The sequence below is a fragment of the Streptomyces crystallinus genome, from assembly GCF_039521265.1.
Lineage (GTDB): Bacteria > Actinomycetota > Actinomycetes > Streptomycetales > Streptomycetaceae > Streptomyces > Streptomyces crystallinus.
The window spans coordinates 23,863-41,988 of sequence record NZ_BAAACA010000023.1; the positions used below are offsets into that span (position 1 = coordinate 23,863).

Annotated in this window: 16 protein-coding genes; 15 read left to right on the forward strand and 1 reads right to left on the reverse strand. The window is 71.2% G+C overall.

The window, feature by feature from the left end:
• Window positions 1–134: 134 nt before the first annotated feature.
• Window positions 135–2,333: an elongation factor G-like protein EF-G2 gene (locus tag ABD236_RS19770; protein WP_344075100.1), complete on the reverse strand. Its 2,199-nt coding sequence runs from the start codon at window positions 2,331–2,333 to the stop codon at window positions 135–137.
• A 282-nt stretch (window positions 2,334–2,615) separates the two neighbouring features.
• Between ABD236_RS19770 and pgsA the strand changes: the two genes are divergently transcribed.
• From pgsA to ABD236_RS19845, 15 genes are all read left to right on the forward strand, one after another.
• Window positions 2,616–3,275: a phosphatidylinositol phosphate synthase gene (gene pgsA / locus ABD236_RS19775; RefSeq protein WP_344075102.1), complete on the forward strand. Its 660-nt coding sequence runs from the start codon at window positions 2,616–2,618 to the stop codon at window positions 3,273–3,275.
• Window positions 3,272–4,168: a phosphatidylinositol mannoside acyltransferase gene (locus ABD236_RS19780; RefSeq protein WP_344075104.1), complete on the forward strand. Its 897-nt coding sequence runs from the start codon at window positions 3,272–3,274 to the stop codon at window positions 4,166–4,168. Before pgsA ends, ABD236_RS19780 begins: the two co-directional genes overlap by 4 nt.
• On the forward strand, window positions 4,165–5,325 hold the full coding sequence (locus tag ABD236_RS19785) for a glycosyltransferase family 4 protein (RefSeq protein WP_344075105.1): 1,161 nt from the start codon (window positions 4,165–4,167) through the stop codon (window positions 5,323–5,325). The genes ABD236_RS19780 and ABD236_RS19785 overlap by 4 nt, the downstream gene beginning before the upstream one ends.
• A gap of 438 nt (window positions 5,326–5,763) precedes the next feature.
• Window positions 5,764–6,315, forward strand: a complete 552-nt coding sequence (locus ABD236_RS19790; protein WP_344075106.1) for a LemA family protein — start codon at window positions 5,764–5,766, stop codon at window positions 6,313–6,315.
• Window positions 6,316–6,575: 260 nt separating this feature from the next.
• On the forward strand, window positions 6,576–7,424 hold the full coding sequence (pdxS, locus tag ABD236_RS19795; RefSeq protein WP_229848351.1) for a pyridoxal 5'-phosphate synthase lyase subunit PdxS: 849 nt from the start codon (window positions 6,576–6,578) through the stop codon (window positions 7,422–7,424).
• Window positions 7,425–7,443: 19 nt separating this feature from the next.
• On the forward strand, window positions 7,444–8,031 hold the full coding sequence (pdxT, locus tag ABD236_RS19800; protein ID WP_344075108.1) for a pyridoxal 5'-phosphate synthase glutaminase subunit PdxT: 588 nt from the start codon (window positions 7,444–7,446) through the stop codon (window positions 8,029–8,031).
• Between the two features lie 62 nt (window positions 8,032–8,093).
• Complete coding sequence (locus ABD236_RS19805) at window positions 8,094–8,846, forward strand: YebC/PmpR family DNA-binding transcriptional regulator (protein ID WP_101387404.1); 753 nt, start codon at window positions 8,094–8,096, stop codon at window positions 8,844–8,846.
• A gap of 120 nt (window positions 8,847–8,966) precedes the next feature.
• Complete coding sequence (ruvC, locus tag ABD236_RS19810) at window positions 8,967–9,512, forward strand: crossover junction endodeoxyribonuclease RuvC (protein WP_344075109.1); 546 nt, start codon at window positions 8,967–8,969, stop codon at window positions 9,510–9,512.
• The gene (gene ruvA / locus ABD236_RS19815) at window positions 9,509–10,114 is read left to right on the forward strand and encodes a Holliday junction branch migration protein RuvA (RefSeq protein ID WP_344075110.1); all 606 of its coding nucleotides are present in this window, start codon (window positions 9,509–9,511) and stop codon (window positions 10,112–10,114) included. The genes ruvC and ruvA overlap by 4 nt, the downstream gene beginning before the upstream one ends.
• A 23-nt stretch (window positions 10,115–10,137) precedes the next feature.
• Window positions 10,138–11,217: a Holliday junction branch migration DNA helicase RuvB gene (gene ruvB, locus ABD236_RS19820; protein WP_344075111.1), complete on the forward strand. Its 1,080-nt coding sequence runs from the start codon at window positions 10,138–10,140 to the stop codon at window positions 11,215–11,217.
• Window positions 11,218–11,386: 169 nt separating this feature from the next.
• Window positions 11,387–11,848 carry a preprotein translocase subunit YajC gene (gene yajC, locus ABD236_RS19825; protein ID WP_344075112.1) on the forward strand — a complete coding sequence of 154 codons (462 nt, stop codon included), beginning with the start codon at window positions 11,387–11,389 and terminating at the stop codon, window positions 11,846–11,848.
• Between the two features lie 144 nt (window positions 11,849–11,992).
• A complete protein-coding gene (secD, locus tag ABD236_RS19830) occupies window positions 11,993–13,756 on the forward strand; it encodes a protein translocase subunit SecD (protein ID WP_344075113.1) in 1,764 nt (587 codons plus the stop codon).
• 1 nt (window position 13,757) lies between these two features.
• Window positions 13,758–14,867, forward strand: coding sequence for a protein translocase subunit SecF (gene secF / locus ABD236_RS19835; protein ID WP_344075114.1), 1,110 nt, complete (start codon window positions 13,758–13,760; stop codon window positions 14,865–14,867).
• A complete protein-coding gene (locus tag ABD236_RS19840; RefSeq protein WP_344075116.1) occupies window positions 14,864–15,406 on the forward strand; it encodes an adenine phosphoribosyltransferase in 543 nt (180 codons plus the stop codon). The genes secF and ABD236_RS19840 overlap by 4 nt, the downstream gene beginning before the upstream one ends.
• A 195-nt stretch (window positions 15,407–15,601) precedes the next feature.
• Window positions 15,602–18,088, forward strand: a complete 2,487-nt coding sequence (locus tag ABD236_RS19845) for a RelA/SpoT family protein (RefSeq protein ID WP_344075118.1) — start codon at window positions 15,602–15,604, stop codon at window positions 18,086–18,088.
• The last annotated feature ends 38 nt before the right edge of the window (window positions 18,089–18,126 follow it).

Here is an 18,126-nt window from a genome sequence, read left to right on the forward strand (position 1 = left end):
GGTCCCCGCACACCTGCTGAGCAGGGACACAGCGTATCGGGGTCAGTGCCCGAGCGACACGGGACATCGGAATGCCGTCCACCGTAAGGGGGTTGGCCGGACGGCGATTCCGACGAACCGTCAAATCCCGGTGTCTAAGCGGTCTTTTCCAGCGATTCCCGGATCTTCTCCGCCAGTTGTGGTGGCATCGGCTCGTGCCGGGCGTAGCCGCGGTCGAACCGGCCGGTGCCGTGCGAGACGGAGCGCAGGTCGACCGCGTACCGCCCGATCTCGATCTCGGGCACCTCGGCCCGGACGAGGGTGCGCCCCGGACCCGCCTGCTCGGTCCCGACGACGCGGCCCCGGCGGCCGGACAGATCGCTCATGACCGGGCCGACGTAGTCGTCGGGGACCAGGACCTGGAGCTCGGCGACGGGTTCCAGGAGGTGGATGCGGGCGTCCGCGGCGGCCTCCCGCAGCGCCAGCGCCCCGGCGGTCTGGAAGGCCGCGTCGGAGGAGTCCACCGAGTGGGCCTTGCCGTCCAGGAGCGTGATCCGTACGTCGACCAGCGGATAGCCGGCCGCCACGCCCCGGGCCGCCTGGGCCCGTACGCCCTTCTCCACGGAGGGGATGAACTGGCGCGGCACCGCGCCGCCCACCACCTTGTCGACGAACTCGATACCGGACCCGGGGGGCAGCGGCTCCACCTCGATCTCGCAGATCGCGTACTGGCCGTGGCCGCCGGACTGCTTGACGTGGCGGCCGCGCCCGGTGGCGGTGTCGCCGAAGGTCTCGCGCAGGGAGACCTTGTGCGGGACGACGTCGACCTGGACGCCGTAGCGGCTGCGCAGCCGCTCCAGGGCCACGTCCTTGTGGGCCTCGCCCAGGCACCACAGGACCAGCTGGTGGGTGTGCGGGTTCTGCTCCAGGCGCATGGTGGGGTCCTCGGCGACGAGCCGGGAGAGCCCCTGGGAGAGCTTGTCCTCGTCGGCCTTGCTGTGGGCCTGGATGGCGAGCGGGAGCAGCGGGTCGGGCATGTCCCAGGGCGCCATCAGCAGCGGGTCGTCCTTGCCGGAGAGGGTGTCCCCGGTCTCGGCGCGGGTCAGCTTGGCCACACACGCGATGTCGCCCGCGATGCAGGAGGACAGGGTGCGCTGCTGTTTGCCGAAGGGGGAGGAGAGCGCGCCGATCCGCTCGTCGACATCGTGGTCCTCGTGGCCGCGGTCGGTCATCCCGTGCCCGGAGACATGGACGGTCTCGTCGGGGTGCAGGGTGCCGGAGAAGACCCGGACCAGGCTGACCCGGCCCACGTACGGGTCGGACGAGGTCTTGATCACTTCGGCGACCAGCGGGCCCTCGGGGGAGCAGACCGGGGTGGGGCGTGCGGCGCCCTGCGGGGTGGTCACCTCGGGCGCGGTGCGCTCCAGAGGCGTCGGGAAGCCGCCGGTGACCAGCTCCAGGAGCTCGACGGTGCCGATGCCCTGGCGGGCCCCCTCGGCGGCGGGCGCCGCCGCGAGCACCGGGTGGAAGGTGCCGCGGGCGACCGCCCGCTCCAGGTCGTCCACGAGCGTCTTGACGTCGATCTCCTCGCCGCCGAGATAGCGGTCCATGAGGGTCTCGTCCTCGCTCTCGGCGATGATCCCCTCGATGAGCCGGTTGCGGGCCTCCTCGACGAGCGGGAGCTGCTCGGGCGCCGGCTCGGCCTCCTTGCGCTCGCCCGAGGCGTAGTCGAAGACGCGCTGCGACAGCAGTCCGATCAGGCCGGTGACGGGCGCGTGCCCGTCCGGGCCCTCGGGGCCGTGCAGCGGCAGATAGAGCGGCAGTACGGCGTCGGGGTCGTCGCCGCCGAAGGCCTCGGCGCACACCCGGGTCATCTCGGTGAAGTCGGCGCGGGCGGCCTCCAGGTGGGTGACCACGATGGCCCGGGGCATGCCCACGGCCGCGCACTCGTCCCACACCATCCGGGTCGCCCCGTCCACGCCGTCCGAGGCGGAGACGACGAAGAGGGCCGCGTCCGCCGCTCGCAGACCGGCCCTGAGTTCCCCGACGAAGTCGGCGTATCCGGGAGTGTCCAGAATATTGATCTTGCAGCCGCCCCACTCCACGGGGACCAGCGAGAGCTGGACCGAGCGCTGCTGCCGGTGTTCGATCTCGTCGTAGTCGGAGACGGTCCCGCCGTCCTCGACCCGGCCCGCGCGGTTGACGGCCCCCGCCGTCAGCGCGAGCGCTTCCACCAATGTCGTCTTCCCGGATCCGCTGTGGCCGACCAGCACCACATTCCGTACGGATGAGGGGTGGTCGGCCGTAGCTGCCCTGCCGGCGGCTCCGGGATGTGCACTCGCCTTGTCGCCCATGCCGTTCCTCCCGTATGGCTTCCGTTTCTTGCACGGTGAGGTGGTGAGAGGGCGCGGCCGCGCGGAATCCTCCCCCGGCCCCCGGCCGGGAAGGACCCGGTGGAGGCGGCTTCGCGTGCCCGCGGTCTTTCCAGCGTTCCACTCCGGTCACTGTGCGTCCATACGTCGTACGGGGAACGCGGGTGGCACGGGTGCGCGGCAGTGGAGGTGCGCGGGCCTGGCTACGATGGGCCAGCCGGTGGCCAGCAGGGCCGCGCGGCCACACCGACCGTCGGGAAGGCCATGCTGAACAAGTACGCGCGTGCATTCTTCACGCGTGTCCTCACGCCGTTCGCCGCGTTTCTGCTCCGCCGGGGGGTGAGCCCGGACGCCGTGACCCTGCTCGGCACGGCCGGAGTGATGGCGGGGGCGCTGGTCTTCTTCCCCCGCGGGGAGTTCTTCTGGGGCACCATCGTCATCACCTCGTTCGTCTTCTCCGACCTGGTCGACGGCAACATGGCCCGCCAGGCGGGGATCTCCAGCCGCTGGGGCGCGTTCCTCGACTCGACGCTGGACCGCGTCGCGGACGGCGCGATCTTCGGCGGCTTCGCCCTCTGGTACGCGGGCAAGGGCGACGACAACGTGCTGTGCGCGGTGGCGATCTTCTGTCTGGCCAGCGGCCAGGTGGTCTCGTACACCAAGGCGCGCGGCGAGTCGATCGGGCTGCCGGTCGCCGTCAACGGACTGATCGAGCGGGCCGAGCGCCTGGTGATCTCGCTGGTCGCGGCCGGTCTGGCGGGGCTGCACAAGTTCGGTGTGCCGGGCATCCAGGTGCTGCTGCCGATCGCGCTGTGGATCGTCGCCGTGGGCAGTCTGATCACGCTGGTCCAGCGGGTGGTGACGGTGCGCCGCGAGTCCGAGGAGGCGGACGCCGCCGCCAGGAGCAGTGAGGCCGCCTCATGAGGGAACGGCTGACGGACACGCTGTACGGACTGGGCTGGGCCACCGTCAAGAAGCTCCCCGAGCCGGTGGCCACGGCCCTCGGCCGGCGGATCGCGGACACGGTGTGGAAGCGGCGCGGCAGGAGTGTGCTGCGCCTGGAGTCCAACCTCGCGCGCGTGGTGCCCGACGCCTCCCCGCAGCGCCTGGCCGAGCTGTCCAAGGCCGGCATGCGCTCGTACATGCGGTACTGGATGGAGTCCTTCCGGCTGCCGGCCTGGAGCAAGGACCGGATGAGGAGCGGCTTCGAGCCGCAGGACGTCCACTACCTGGTCGACGGCCTCGCCGCCGGCCGCGGTGTGGTGCTTGCGCTGCCGCACATGGGCAACTACGACCTGGCGGGCGCCTGGGTCACCACCAAGCTGGAGACCCCGTTCACCACGGTCGCCGAGCGGCTCAAGCCCGAGACGCTGTACGACCGGTTCGTCGCCTACCGCGAGAGCCTCGGCATGGAGGTCCTGCCGCACACCGGCGGCTCGGCCTTCGGCACGCTGGCCCGGCGGCTGCGGGCGGGCGGCCTGGTCTGCCTGGTGGCGGACCGCGACCTGTCCGCCTCCGGCGTCGAGGTGAAGTTCTTCGGGGAGGCCGCGCGGATGCCGGCCGGACCCGCGATGCTCGCCCAGCAGACGGGCGCGCTGCTGCTTCCCGTGACGCTCTGGTACGACGGGTCGCCCGTGATGCGGGGCCGGGTGCACCCGCCGGTCGAGGTGCCCGAGACGGGCACGCGCGCGGAGAAGACCTCCGTGATGACCCAGGCGCTGGCCGACGCCTTCGCCACCGGAATCGCCGAACACCCGGAGGACTGGCACATGCTGCAACGGCTGTGGCTCGCCGACCTTGAGGAGCGCCGGGCGTGAGGATCGGCATCGTCTGCCCGTACTCCTGGGACGTACCGGGCGGCGTCCAGTTCCACATCAGGGACCTGGCCGAGCATCTGATCCGGCGCGGCCACGAGGTCTCCGTCCTCGCGCCCGCCGACGACGACACCCCGCTGCCGCCGTACGTGGTCTCGGCGGGCCGGGCGGTCCCCGTCCCGTACAACGGCTCGGTGGCGCGGCTGAACTTCGGCTTCCTGTCGGCGGCCCGGGTGCGGCGGTGGCTGCACGAGGGCACCTTCGACGTCATCCACATCCACGAGCCCGCCTCGCCCTCGCTGGGCCTGCTGAGCTGCTGGGCGGCGCAGGGGCCGATCGTGGCCACCTTCCACACCTCCAACCCCCGCTCGCGCGCGATGATCGCGGCCTATCCGATCCTCCAGCCGGCCCTGGAGAAGATCAGCGCGCGGATCGCGGTGAGCGAGTACGCGCGGCGCACGCTGGTGGAGCACCTCGGCGGCGACGCGGTGGTCATTCCCAACGGCGTCGACGTCGACTTCTTCGCCAAGGCCGAGCCCCGGCCCGAGTGGCAGGGCGACACGCTCGGCTTCATCGGCCGTATCGACGAGCCGCGCAAGGGCCTGCCGGTCCTGATGAAGGCGCTGCCACGCATCCTGGCCGAGCGCCCGCAGACCCGGCTGCTGGTGGCGGGCCGCGGCGACGAGCAGGAGGCGGTCGCCTCCCTGCCCGAGGAGATGCGCGCGCGGGTCGAGTTCCTCGGGATGGTCAGCGACGAGGACAAGGCGCGCTTCTTGAGCAGCGTCGACGTGTACGTGGCGCCCAACACCGGGGGCGAGAGCTTCGGCATCATCCTGGTCGAGGCGCTCTCCGCCGGGGCGGCGGTGCTGGCCAGCGACCTGGACGCGTTCGCGCAGGTCCTGGACCAGGGTGGCGCGGGCGAGCTCTTCGCCAACGAGGACGCGGACGCGCTCGCCGCCTCGGCCCTGCGCCTCCTGTCGGACCCGGCCCGCCGCGCGGAACTGAGCGCCCGCGGCTCCACCCACGTCCGCCGCTTCGACTGGTCGACGGTCGGGGCGGACATCCTGGCGGTGTACGAGACGGTGACGGACGGGGCGGCGTCGGTGGCCACGGACGAACGCCCGGGGTTCAGGGCGAGGTTCGGCCTAGCGCGGGATTGAACGCCCGGTCTTCGTCTGCGGCTGAGTGGGCGGTTGCTCGCGCCCCTGTTTGGCCCGGTCTCTGTCTGCGGGTGTGTGGGTGGTTGCTCGCGCAGTTCCCCGCGCCCCTGGGTAGGACGGCCCGTTCGGGCGCTTCTCCGTGGCCCCGAGGCCCGCTTTCGTCTGCGGGCCGTGGCCGCTTCTCGCGCAGTTCCCCGCGCCCCTAAAAGCCTGTGGCTGAGCTGAGTTCACCGGCTGAGGGCAACCCCCTAGGGGCGCGGGGAACTGCGCGACCAGCCCACCACCGGGCCGCAGATACACGCGCAGCGGGGTCCCGGGGCCGCAGGCCCCGCGACGGGGGGCTTGGGGGCGTAGCCCCCGGGTGGGCGCCTCAACCCACCCCCACCCCCGGAGGGTTAAGGGAAGGGGCGGGGTGGGGGCCCGGTACCCTTGCCGCCCGTGACCGTAACCCTCATCTGGACCGCCGTAGCCCTCGTGGCCATCGGCCTCTACCTCAGCTGGACCGCCGGCCGCCTCGACAGGCTCCACGCCCGCATCGACGCCGCCCGCGCCGCCCTCGACGCCCAGCTGCTGCGCCGCGCCTCGGTCACCCAGGAACTCGCCACCTCCGGCGTGCTCGACCCGGCCGCCTCCATCGTGCTGTACGAGGCGGCGCACGCGGCCCGCCAGGCCGAGGAGGAGCAGCGGGAGGTCGCCGAGAGCGAGCTCAGCCAGGCGCTGCGGGCCGTCTTCGGCGAGCCCGCCCAGATGGACGCGGTCCGCGAGGCCCCCGGCGGCGTGGACGCGGCCGAGGAGCTGGCCCAGGCCGTACGCCGCGTCCCGATGGCCCGCCGCTTCCACAACGACGCCGTACGCGCCGCCCGCGCCCTGCGCCGGCACCGCAAGGTCCGCTGGTTCCGGCTGGCCGGCCACGCCCCCTTCCCGCTCGCCTTCGAGATGGACGACGAGCCCCCGGCCGCGCTGGCGGACCGCCCGGGCTCACGGCCGTAACCGGGACGAGGCCACCGGGGAAACCCGGGAACGGACCAGAACGGACCAGAACGGACCAGGCCGTCACCACCGCCGCCGGGCCAAAACGATCCACCGCCTCCACATTGGCCCTTGCTGTGGACTGGTCCGCGGAGCCACCCTGCTGGACAGCAGAGAACCGTTTTTCTCCACCTTCTCCACCCCAGTGAGGTCCCGTGTCCAGCACCCTCCCCACCACCGCCCAGAACCCCGAGATCGGCACCGCGCGCGTGAAGCGCGGCATGGCCGAGCAGCTCAAGGGCGGTGTGATCATGGACGTGGTCAACGCCGAGCAGGCGAAGATCGCCGAGGACGCGGGCGCCGTGGCGGTCATGGCCCTGGAGCGGGTCCCGGCCGACATCCGCAAGGACGGCGGCGTGGCCCGGATGTCCGACCCCAACATGATCGAGGAGATCATCGAGGCGGTCTCCATCCCCGTCATGGCCAAGTCCCGTATCGGCCACTTCGTCGAGGCCCAGGTCCTCCAGTCCCTCGGCGTCGACTACATCGACGAGTCCGAGGTCCTGACCCCGGCCGACGAGGTCAACCACTCCGACAAGTGGGCCTTCACCACCCCCTTCGTCTGCGGCGCCACCAACCTGGGCGAGGCCCTGCGCCGGATCGCCGAGGGCGCGGCCATGATCCGCTCCAAGGGCGAGGCCGGCACCGGCAACGTCGTCGAGGCCGTCCGCCACCTGCGCCAGATCAAGAACGAGATCGCCAAGCTGCGCGGCTTCGACAACAACGAGCTGTTCGCCGCCGCCAAGGAGCTGCGCGCCCCGTACGAGCTGGTCAAGGAGGTCGCCGAGCTCGGCAAGCTGCCGGTCGTGCTGTTCTCCGCCGGTGGCGTCGCCACCCCGGCCGACGCCGCGCTGATGCGCCAGCTGGGCGCCGAGGGCGTCTTCGTCGGCTCCGGCATCTTCAAGTCCGGCGACCCGGCCAAGCGCGCCGCCGCCATCGTGAAGGCCACCACCTTCTACGACGACCCGAAGATCATCGCGGACGCCTCCCGCAACCTGGGCGAGGCCATGGTCGGCATCAACTGCGACACCCTCCCCGAGGCCGAGCGCTACGCCAACCGCGGCTGGTAAGGCACAGGTACCGAAGCACATGAGCAACACACCCGTCATCGGCGTCCTGGCCCTCCAGGGCGATGTACGGGAGCACCTGATCGCCCTGGCCGCGGCGGACGCCGTGGCCAGGCCGGTCCGGCGCCCCGAGGAGCTCGCCGAGGTGGACGGCCTGGTCATCCCCGGCGGCGAGTCCACCACCATCTCCAAGCTCGCGGTCCTCTTCGGGCTGATGGAGCCGCTGCGCGCGCGCGTGGCCGACGGCATGCCCGTCTACGGCACCTGCGCCGGCCTGATCATGCTCGCCGACAAGATCCTCGACCCGCGCTCGGGCCAGGAGACCATCGGCGGCATCGACATGATCGTGCGCCGCAACGCCTTCGGCCGCCAGAACGAGTCGTTCGAGGCCACCGTGGAGGTCTCGGGAGTCGGCCCCGTCGAGGGCGTCTTCATCCGGGCGCCCTGGGTGGAGTCGGTCGGCGCGCGCGCCGAGGTCCTCGCCGAGCACGGCGGCCACATCGTCGCGGTACGCCAGGGCAACGCGCTGGCCACCTCGTTCCACCCCGAGCTCACCGGCGACCACCGGATGCACGGCCTGTTCGTGGACATGGTGCGCGACGCCGGGTGACCGGCTCCCGGTAGGATCTCTGGCGAACGACGCAGAATTGGTTACGCGAAGGAGACAGGCAGATGTCCGGCCACTCTAAATGGGCTACGACGAAGCACAAGAAGGCCGTGATCGACGCCAAGCGCGGCAAACTCTTCGCGAAGCTGATCAAGAACATCGAGGTGGCGGCCCGCACCGGCGGCGCCGACATCGACGGCAACCCGACCCTCTTCGACGCCGTGCAGAAGGCGAAGAAGCAGTCGGTGCCCAACAAGAACATCGACTCCGCGCTCAAGCGCGGCGCCGGTCTCGAGGCGGGCGGCGCCGACTACGAGACGATCATGTACGAGGGCTACGGCCCCAACGGTGTCGCGGTGCTCATCGAGTGCCTCACCGACAACCGCAACCGCGCCGCCTCGGACGTCCGCGTCGCCATGACCCGCAACGGCGGCAACATGGCCGACCCGGGCTCCGTCTCGTACCTCTTCAACCGCAAGGGCGTCATCATCCTGCCCAAGGCGGAGCTCACCGAGGACGACGTGCTCGGCGCGGTCCTGGACGCCGGTGCCGAAGAGGTCAACGACAACGGCGACACCTTCGAGATCATCAGCGAGGCCACCGACCTGGTCGCGGTCCGTACCGCGCTCCAGGAGGCCGGTATCGACTACGACTCGGCGGACTCCAGCTTCGTGCCGACCATGCAGGTCGAGCTCGACGAGGAGGGCGCGCGCAAGATCTTCAAGCTGATCGACGCGCTGGAGGACAGCGACGACGTGCAGAACGTCTTCGCCAACTTCGACGTCTCCGACGAGGTCATGGAGAAGGTCGACGCGTAGGCGCCGCCGCGGCGAGGCGTTTTCGGCGGGCCGATGGGACACGTCCCATCGGCCCGCCGCCGTTGTCAGTGGCAGCGGATAGCCTGGCAGCAGGTTGAAAGATCACCGAGGGGAGGGACCGTGCGGGTACTCGGGGTGGACCCCGGTCTGACGCGGTGTGGCGTGGGCGTCGTCGAGGGGGTCGCGGGCCGTCCGCTCACCATGCTCGGCGTCGGGGTCGTCCGCACGCCCGCGGACGCCGAGTTGGGCCACCGCCTGGTCGCGATCGAGCGCGGCATCGAGGACTGGCTCGACGCCCACCGGCCCGAATTCGTCGCCGTGGAGCGCGTGTTCAGCCAGCACAACGTGCGTACGGTGATGGGCACCGCCCAGGCCAGCGCCGTCGCCATGCTCTGCGCCTCCCGCCGCGGCATCCCCGTCGCCCTGCACACCCCCAGCGAGGTCAAGGCCGCCGTCACCGGCAGTGGCCGGGCCGACAAGGCCCAGGTCGGGGCGATGGTGACCCGGCTTCTGAGGCTGGCGGAGCCGCCCAAGCCGGCCGACGCGGCCGACGCGCTGGCCCTCGCCATCTGCCACATCTGGCGCGCCCCCGCCGTCAACCGCCTCCAACAGGCGCACGAGCAGGCCCGCCGTGCCCAACTCCCCGTAAAGAAGGTCACGCGATGATCGCCTTCGTCAGCGGCCCGGTCGCCGCCCTCGCCCCCGACACCGCGGTGGTCGAGGTCGGCGGCGTCGGCATGGCCCTCCAGTGCACGCCCAACACCCTTGCCACCCTGCGGGTGGGCCAACAGGCCAAGCTCGCCACGTCGTTGGTGGTGCGCGAGGACTCGCTGACGCTCTACGGCTTCGCGGACGACGACGAGAAGCAGGTCTTCGAACTGCTCCAGACGGCCAACGGAGTGGGCCCCCGGCTCGCCCAGGCGGTCCTGTCGGTGCACACCCCGGACGCGCTGCGCCGGGCCTTCGCCTCCGGTGACGAGAAGGCGCTGACCGCCGTGCCCGGCATCGGCAAGAAGGGTGCCCAGAAGCTCCTCATCGAGCTGAAGGACCGGCTCGGCGCACCCGTCGGCAGCGCCCCGGCCGTCGGCGCTCCCGTCACGGCGGGCTGGCGCGACCAGCTGCACGCCGCCCTGATCGGCCTCGGGTACGCGACCCGCGAGGCCGACGAGGCGGTGTCCGCGGTGGCCCCGCAGGCCGAGGCCGCCGCGTCGCCGAACATCGGCGCGCTCCTGAAGGCCGCGCTCCAGACCCTCAATCGCGCCCGCTGACCGATCCGACGAGAGAACCGCTGATGAACTGGGACGAGACCGGAGCCGACGCCACCGACCCGAGGCTGGTCGACTCCGTGGCCGACGGCGAGGACCAGGCCGTCGAGGCCGCCCTGCGCCCCAAGGACCTGGAGGAGTTCGTCGGCCAGGAGAAGGTCCGCGAGCAGCTCGACCTGGTGCTGCGGGCCGCGCGCGCCCGCGGCGCCACCGCCGACCACGTGCTGCTCTCCGGCGCCCCCGGCCTCGGCAAGACCACGCTCTCGATGATCATCGCGGCCGAGATGGGCGCCCCCATCCGCATCACCAGCGGCCCCGCGATCCAGCACGCGGGTGACCTCGCCGCGATCCTCTCCTCCCTCCAGGAGGGCGAGGTCCTCTTCCTCGACGAGATCCACCGCATGTCGCGGCCCGCCGAGGAGATGCTCTACATGGCGATGGAGGACTTCCGGGTCGACGTGATCGTCGGCAAGGGCCCCGGCGCCACCGCCATCCCCCTGGAGCTCCCCCCCTTCACCCTGGTGGGCGCCACCACGCGCGCGGGCCTGCTGCCGCCCCCGCTGCGCGACCGCTTCGGCTTCACCGGCCACATGGAGTTCTACGAGCCGGCCGAGCTGGAGCGGGTGATCCACCGCTCGGCCCGCCTGCTCGACGTGGAGATCGACCCGGCGGGCGCCGCCGAGATCGCCGGCCGCTCGCGCGGCACGCCCCGTATCGCCAACCGCCTGCTGCGCCGCGTCAGGGACTATGCGCAGGTCAAGGCCGACGGCGTGATCACCCGCGAGATCGCCGCGGCGGCCCTCGGGGTGTACGAGGTGGACGCCCGGGGCCTGGACCGGCTGGACCGGGCGGTGCTCCAGGCCTTGCTGAAACTGTTCGGTGGCGGCCCGGTCGGTCTGTCCACCCTGGCGGTCGCGGTGGGGGAGGAGCGCGAGACCGTCGAGGAGGTGGCCGAGCCCTTCCTCGTACGGGAAGGCCTGCTCGCGCGGACCCCGCGCGGACGCGTCGCCACCCCGGCCGCCTGGGCGCACCTGGGCCTCGTCCCGCCCCAGCAGGGCCAGGGCGGTGTCTCAGGAAGCGGACAACAGGGGCTCTTCGGGCCGTGACGGCGCGGGCGGGTGACCGGGGAGGAACCCGGGTGGGATGCTGGGCGTTGTTCCAGCTGTGCGGACTCGCTTAGACTCCGCCGATGCCGCCCTTGTATTGGCCGGTCGGCATACCCACCCCCAGATCAGGCCGCACTCCTTGCGCGGTCGTGCGAAGGAAGTTCGTCCCGTGAGTCTCGTGACCCTTCTCCCCTTCATCGTCCTCATCGGGGCCATGTTCCTCATGACCCGCTCGGCGAAGAGGAAGCAGCAGCAGGCCGCCTCCATGCGCAATGAGATGCAGCCCGGCACCGGCGTCCGCACCATCGGCGGCATGTACGCCACCGTCAAGGAGCTCGGCGACGACACGGTCCTTCTGGAGGTGGCCCCGGGAGTCCACGCGGTCTACGCGAAGAACGCGATCGGCGCGGTCCTCTCCGACGAGGAGTACAACCGCATCGTGCACGGCGACTCGGACGAGGCGTCCGACCTCCCGGCCGTGCCGGACGACGCCTCCTCGCTGACCGAGAGCACCGACGACTCGGCCGAGGCCGCCCCGGCGGACAAGATCGACCTGGGCAAGAAGGACGAGGCGGACGACGCCGCCGCGCCCAAGGACGGCAAGGCAGACGGCGAGTCGGGCGCGAAGTAGCCACTCTCGGGGACCGGTGGGCGCGCACCCGCGCCCACCGGTCCCGCCGAGGGTGACGACTTTTACGGGGGACGTCCCCACAACACTTCGTGGCCGCCCAGGCGCACACCCGGCGCGGGCGGTTGGACAGGGAGAAACGACAAGGTGGCAGCACCGAAGAAGGGCCGAAGGCCGGCGGGGGCCCAGGGCAGGCCGGGGCGCACCCTGGTCCTGTTCCTGATCGCCATGGTGGCCCTCGCGGGCGGCATGTTCGCCTCCGGGCACAACACGCCGCGCCTGGGCATCGACCTCGCCGGCGGTACGAGCATCACGCTCAAGGCGAAGGCCGAGCCCGGCCAGGAGAAGGCGATCAACAAGGCCAACATGGACACCGCGGTCTCGATCATGAACCGCCGTGTCAATGGCCTGGGTGTCTCCGAGGCCGAGGTCCAGACCCAGGGCGATCGCAACATCATCGTCAACATCCCCAAGGGGACGAACTCGGAGCAGGCCCGCCAGCAGGTCGGCACCACCGCCAAGCTGTACTTCCGGCCCGTCCTGACGGTCGCCGCCGGCACCCCGGCCAAGCCGCAGCCCAGCGGCACGCCGAGCCCCTCGGCCAGCAAGGACGCGGGCAAGAACGGCGACAAGAACAAGCCGTCCTCGACGCCGTCGGCCAAGCCGAGCGCGAAGTCGACCCCGCAGGGCCGCGCCCTGACCGACGCCCTGAAGGCGGACGGCAAGCCGTCCCCGAAGACCAGGCCGGGCGCCCCGACCCCGCCGAAGCCGGGGACGACCCCGCCCGCGCCGCCCACCGGCGACGCGGCGGCCGTCGCCAAGCTCCAGAAGCAGTTCGAGAGCCTCGACTGCTCCACCAAGGAGTCCCGCGCCAAGGCCGCCTTCGGCAGCAAGGCCACCGACACCATCGCGGCCTGTGACCAGACCGGCGAGGCCAAGTACATCCTGGGCCCGGCCGAGATCGAGGGCACGGACGTCAAGAAGGCCAAGGCGGTCATCGACCAGCAGCGCGGCATGTGGATCGTGCAGATGGACTTCACGGGCAAGGGCTCGAAGAAGTTCCAGTCGATCACCGGCAAGCTGTCGAAGCAGCAGTCCCCGCAGAACCAGTTCGCCATCGCGCTGGACAACCAGGTCGTCTCCGCCCCGTCGGTGAGCCAGACGCTCAGCGGCAGCGCCGAGATCTCCGGCAGCTTCAACCAGCGCTCCGCCACCGACCTGGCGAACGTGCTGTCCTACGGCGCCCTGCCGCTCTCCTTCGAGGAGCAGAGCGTCACCACCGTCACCGCGGCCCTCGGCGCCGACCAGCTGCACGCCGGTCTGATCGCCGGCGCCATCGGCCTGGCGCTGGTCATCATCTACCTGGTGCTCTACTACCGGGGCCTGGCGCTGGTCGCCATCCTCAGCCTCGTGGTCTCGGCGGTCCTCACGTACGTGATCATGGCGCTGCTCGGTCCGGCCATCAACTTCGCGCTGAACCTGCCCGCGGTCTGCGGTGCCATCGTGGCCATCGGTATCACCGCGGACTCGTTCATCGTGTACTTCGAACGGATCCGCGACGAGATCCGCGAGGGCCGCACGCTGCGCCCCGCCGTGGAGCGGGCCTGGCCGCGCGCCCGACGCACGATCATGGTGTCCGACTTCGTGTCCTTCCTCGCCGCCGCGGTGCTGTTCATCGTGACCGTCGGCAAGGTCCAGGGCTTCGCGTTCACGCTGGGTCTGACCACCCTGCTCGACATCGTCGTGGTGTTCCTGTTCACCAAGCCGGTGATGACGCTCCTGGCGCGCAAGAAGTTCTTCGCCAGTGGCCACTCCTGGTCCGGCCTGGACCCCAAGCGCCTCGGTGCCAAGCCGCCGCTGCGCCGCGCCCGCCGCACCACCGCCGCTCCCACCGACCCGAAGGAGGCGTGAGATGTCGCGACTCGGTCATCTCGGCGCCCGGCTCTACCGCGGTGAGGTCGGCTACGACTTCGTCGGCAAGCGGAAGATCTGGTACGGCATCTCGATCCTGATCACCATCACGGCCATCCTGGGCCTGGCGGTGCGGGGTCTGACGATGGGTATCGAGTTCGAGGGCGGCGCGGTCTTCACCACCCCGAAGACCAGCGCCTCGGTCGCCCAGGCGGAGGAGGTCGCCGAGCGCGCCTCCGGCCACGACGCGATCGTCCAGAAGCTCGGCAACAAGGGCCTGCGCATCCAGATCAGCGGGATCGACACCGCGAAGTCGGACTCGATCAAGACCGAGCTCTCCAAGGAGCTCAAGGTCCCGGCCGAGGACATCAACGCCGACCTCGTCGGTCCCAGCTGGGGCGACCAGATCGCCAACAAGGCGTGGACCGGTCTGATCGTGTTCATGATCCTCGTGGTGATCTATCTGGCGATCGCCTTCGAGTGGCGCATGGCCCTCGCGGCCCTGGTCGCGCTGATCCACGACATCACGATCACCGTCGGTGTCTACGCACTGGTCGGCTTCGAGGTCACCCCCGGCACCGTGATCGGTCTGCTGACCATCCTCGGTTACTCGCTCTACGACACCGTCGTCGTCTTCGACGGTCTCAAGGAGGGCCAGCGGGGCCTCACCAAGCAGACCAGGCTCACCTACAGCGAGATGGCCAACAAGAGCCTCAACGGCACCCTGGTGCGCTCCATCAACACCACGGTCGTCGCGCTGCTCCCGGTGGCGGGTCTGCTGTTCATCGGTGGCGGCGTCCTCGGCGCCGGCATGCTGAACGACATCTCGCTGTCGCTGTTCGTCGGCCTCGCGGCCGGTGCGTACTCGTCGATCTTCATCGCCACCCCGCTGGTCGCGGACCTCAAGGAGCGCGACCCGCAGATGAAGGCCCTCAAGAAGCGGGTGCTCGCCAAGCGGGCCGCCGCCGCGGCCAAGGGCGAGAGCGCCGACGAGCCGCGTGACGAGGAGCCGAGGGACGGCGTCGAGGACGTGGAGGACACCGCGACCGCCGGTGCGGTCGTCGGCCAGCGCCGCCAGCCCTCCCGCAACAACCGGGGGAAGCGCCGATGACGGTCTCCACCCAGGAGCTGCTGCTCAGCCGCATCCGTGACGTACCGGACTACCCGAAGCCGGGCGTGCTGTTCAAGGACATCACGCCGCTGCTCGCGGACCCGGCGGCGTTCACGGCTCTGACCGAGGAGCTCGCCGAGCTGTGCGTCCGGCACGGCGCGACGAAGATCGTCGGCCTGGAGGCGCGCGGCTTCATCCTGGCGGCCCCGGTCGCGGTCCGCGCCGGCATCGGCTTCATCCCCGTGCGCAAGGCGGGCAAGCTCCCCGGAGCGACGCTCTCGCAGGCGTACGAGCTGGAGTACGGCACGGCCGAGATCGAGGTGCACGCCGAGGACCTGGCCGCGGGCGACCGCGTGATGGTCATCGACGACGTGCTGGCGACCGGTGGCACGGCCGAGGCCTCGCTGGAGCTCATCCGGCGGGCCGGGGCCGAGGTGGCCGGAGTGGCGGTCCTGATGGAGCTCGGCTTCCTGGCCGGGCGAGAGCGGCTGGAACCCGCCTTGCGCGGGGCCCCGCTGGAGGCTCTCATCACGCTCTGACCAGGGCAGCGAACGCATGGAGGCGGGCGTCGGAGGAATCCGGCGCCCGCCTTGTGCGTTTCCCCCACACGGGCGCTCGGACCCGCCCGGCACGAACCGGCCGCCCAGGATCGATACCATGGGATTTCCGGGCCTGACCGGGGGACCCGGATCCTCCCCCAGACCCCGTCCGGGGGGACCCGCAGAGGAGCGCTCTTGCCAGACGAGGCCCAGCCACTCTCCGCCGAGCGGCCCGACCAGCAGGCCGAGCAGGCCACGGCGGCCCCCGCCGCGCCCCAGCAGCCCGCGGCGGAGCCCGGTCCGACGAAGCCGCAGCCGCCCCAGCGGCCCCTCGCGGCGGCCCCGGCCCCCAAGCCCGTACCGCCCGCGGGCTCCGTCTCGCGCTCCGCCGGCTCCTCCAACCGCGTCCGCGCCCGCCTCGCCCGCCTCGGTGTGCAGCGCTCCTCGGCGTACAACCCGGTCCTGGAGCCGCTGCTGCGGATAGTGCGCAGCAACGACCCGAAGATCGAGACCGCCACGCTGCGCCAGGTCGAGAAGGCCTACCAGGTCGCCGAGCGCTGGCACCGCGGCCAGAAGCGCAAGAGCGGCGACCCGTACATCACCCACCCGCTCGCCGTCACCACCATCCTCGCCGAGCTGGGCATGGACCCGGCGACCCTGATGGCCGGGCTGCTGCACGACACCGTCGAGGACACCGAGTACGGCCTGGACACCCTGCGCCGCGACTTCGGCGACCAGGTGGCCCTGCTCGTCGACGGCGTCACCAAGCTCGACCGGGTCCAGTTCGGCGACGCCGCGCAGGCCGAGACGGTACGCAAGATGGTCGTCGCGATGGCCAAGGACCCGCGCGTCCTGGTCATCAAGCTCGCGGACCGGCTGCACAACATGCGCACCATGCGGTACCTCAAGCGGGAGAAGCAGGAGAAGAAGGCCCGCGAGACCCTGGAGATCTACGCACCGCTCGCCCACCGCCTGGGCATGAACACCATCAAGTGGGAGCTGGAGGACCTCGCCTTCGCGATCCTCTACCCCAAGATGTACGACGAGATCGTGCGGCTGGTGGCCGAGCGCGCCCCCAAGCGCGACGAGTACCTGGCCATAGTGACCGACGAGGTCCAGTCCGACCTGCGCGCCGCCCGCATCAAGGCGACCGTCACCGGCCGGCCCAAGCACTACTACAGCGTCTACCAGAAGATGATCGTCCGCGGCCGTGACTTCGCGGAGATCTACGACCTGGTGGGCATCCGCGTCCTGGTGGACACCGTCCGCGACTGCTACGCGGCGCTCGGCACGGTCCACGCCCGCTGGAACCCGGTTCCGGGGCGGTTCAAGGACTACATCGCGATGCCCAAGTTCAACATGTACCAGTCGCTGCACACGACGGTCATCGGCCCCAACGGCAAGCCGGTCGAGCTCCAGATCCGTACGTTCGACATGCACCGCCGTGCCGAGTACGGCATCGCCGCGCACTGGAAGTACAAGCAGGAGGCCGTCGCCGGTGCCTCCAAGGTGCGTACCGACGTGCCGAAGAAGGCCGGCAAGGACGACCACATCAACGACATGGCGTGGCTGCGCCAGCTGCTCGACTGGCAGAAGGAGACCGAGGACCCCAGCGAGTTCCTGGAGTCCCTGCGCTTCGACCTCTCCCGCAACGAGGTCTTCGTCTTCACCCCCAAGGGCGACGTCATAGCGCTCCCGGCGGGTGCCACACCCGTCGACTTCGCGTACGCGGTGCACACCGAGGTCGGCCACCGCACGATAGGCGCACGGGTCAACGGACGGCTGGTGCCGCTCGAATCCACCCTGGACAACGGCGACCTGGTCGAGGTCTTCACCTCCAAGGCGGCCGGCGCCGGCCCCTCGCGCGACTGGCTGGGCTTCGTCAAGTCGCCCCGCGCCCGCAACAAGATCCGCGGCTGGTTCTCCAAGGAGCGCCGCGACGAGGCGATCGAGCAGGGCAAGGACGCCATCGCGCGCGCCATGCGCAAGCAGAACCTGCCGATCCAGCGCATCCTCACCGGCGACTCCCTGGTCACCCTGGCGCACGAGATGCGCTACCCCGACATCTCCTCCCTGTACGCGGCGATCGGCGAGGGCCATGTGGCCGCGCAGGGCGTCGTCCAGAAGCTGGTGCAGGCGCTCGGCGGCGAGGAGGCGGCCAACGAGGACATCGCCGAGTCGGCGCCGCCCTCGCGCGGGCGCAGCAAGCGCCGCGCCAACGCCGACCCGGGCGTGGTGGTCAAGGGCGTCGAGGACGTGTGGGTCAAGCTGGCCCGCTGCTGTACGCCCGTCCCCGGCGACCCGATCATCGGCTTCGTCACCCGTGGCAGCGGCGTCTCGGTGCACCGCGCGGACTGCGTCAACGTGGACTCGCTCTCGCAGCAGCCGGAGCGGATCCTGGAGGTCGAGTGGGCCCCGACCCAGTCGTCGGTCTTCCTGGTCGCCATCCAGGTCGAGGCCCTCGACCGCTCCCGGCTCCTGTCGGACGTCACCCGCGTCCTGTCCGACCAGCACGTCAACATCCTGTCGGCGGCCGTCCAGACCTCCCGCGACCGGGTGGCCACCTCCCGCTTCACCTTCGAGATGGGCGACCCCAAGCACCTCGGCCACGTCCTGAAGGCCGTACGGGGAGTGGAGGGCGTGTACGACGTGTACCGGGTGACCTCGGCGCGCAGGCCGTAAGGCCCCCTGGCCACCGCGAGAGGGCCTCCCGTACGTGA

Excerpts from the sequence above, each read along its gene's own strand:
- ABD236_RS19840 (WP_344075116.1), top strand. The coding sequence starts at position 14,864 with ATGACGGTCTCCACCCAGGAGCTGCTGCTCAGCCGCATCCGTGACGTA.
- ABD236_RS19780 (WP_344075104.1), top strand. The coding sequence starts at position 3,272 with ATGAGGGAACGGCTGACGGACACGCTGTACGGACTGGGCTGGGCCACC.
- ABD236_RS19805 (WP_101387404.1), top strand. The coding sequence starts at position 8,094 with ATGTCCGGCCACTCTAAATGGGCTACGACGAAGCACAAGAAGGCCGTG.
- ruvB (WP_344075111.1), top strand. The coding sequence starts at position 10,138 with ATGAACTGGGACGAGACCGGAGCCGACGCCACCGACCCGAGGCTGGTC.
- ruvA (WP_344075110.1), top strand. The coding sequence starts at position 9,509 with ATGATCGCCTTCGTCAGCGGCCCGGTCGCCGCCCTCGCCCCCGACACC.
- secF (WP_344075114.1), top strand. The coding sequence starts at position 13,758 with ATGTCGCGACTCGGTCATCTCGGCGCCCGGCTCTACCGCGGTGAGGTC.
- pdxT (WP_344075108.1), top strand. The coding sequence starts at position 7,444 with ATGAGCAACACACCCGTCATCGGCGTCCTGGCCCTCCAGGGCGATGTA.
- pgsA (WP_344075102.1), top strand. The coding sequence starts at position 2,616 with ATGCTGAACAAGTACGCGCGTGCATTCTTCACGCGTGTCCTCACGCCG.
- ABD236_RS19770 (WP_344075100.1), bottom strand. The coding sequence starts at position 2,333 with ATGGGCGACAAGGCGAGTGCACATCCCGGAGCCGCCGGCAGGGCAGCT.
- pdxS (WP_229848351.1), top strand. The coding sequence starts at position 6,576 with ATGGCCGAGCAGCTCAAGGGCGGTGTGATCATGGACGTGGTCAACGCC.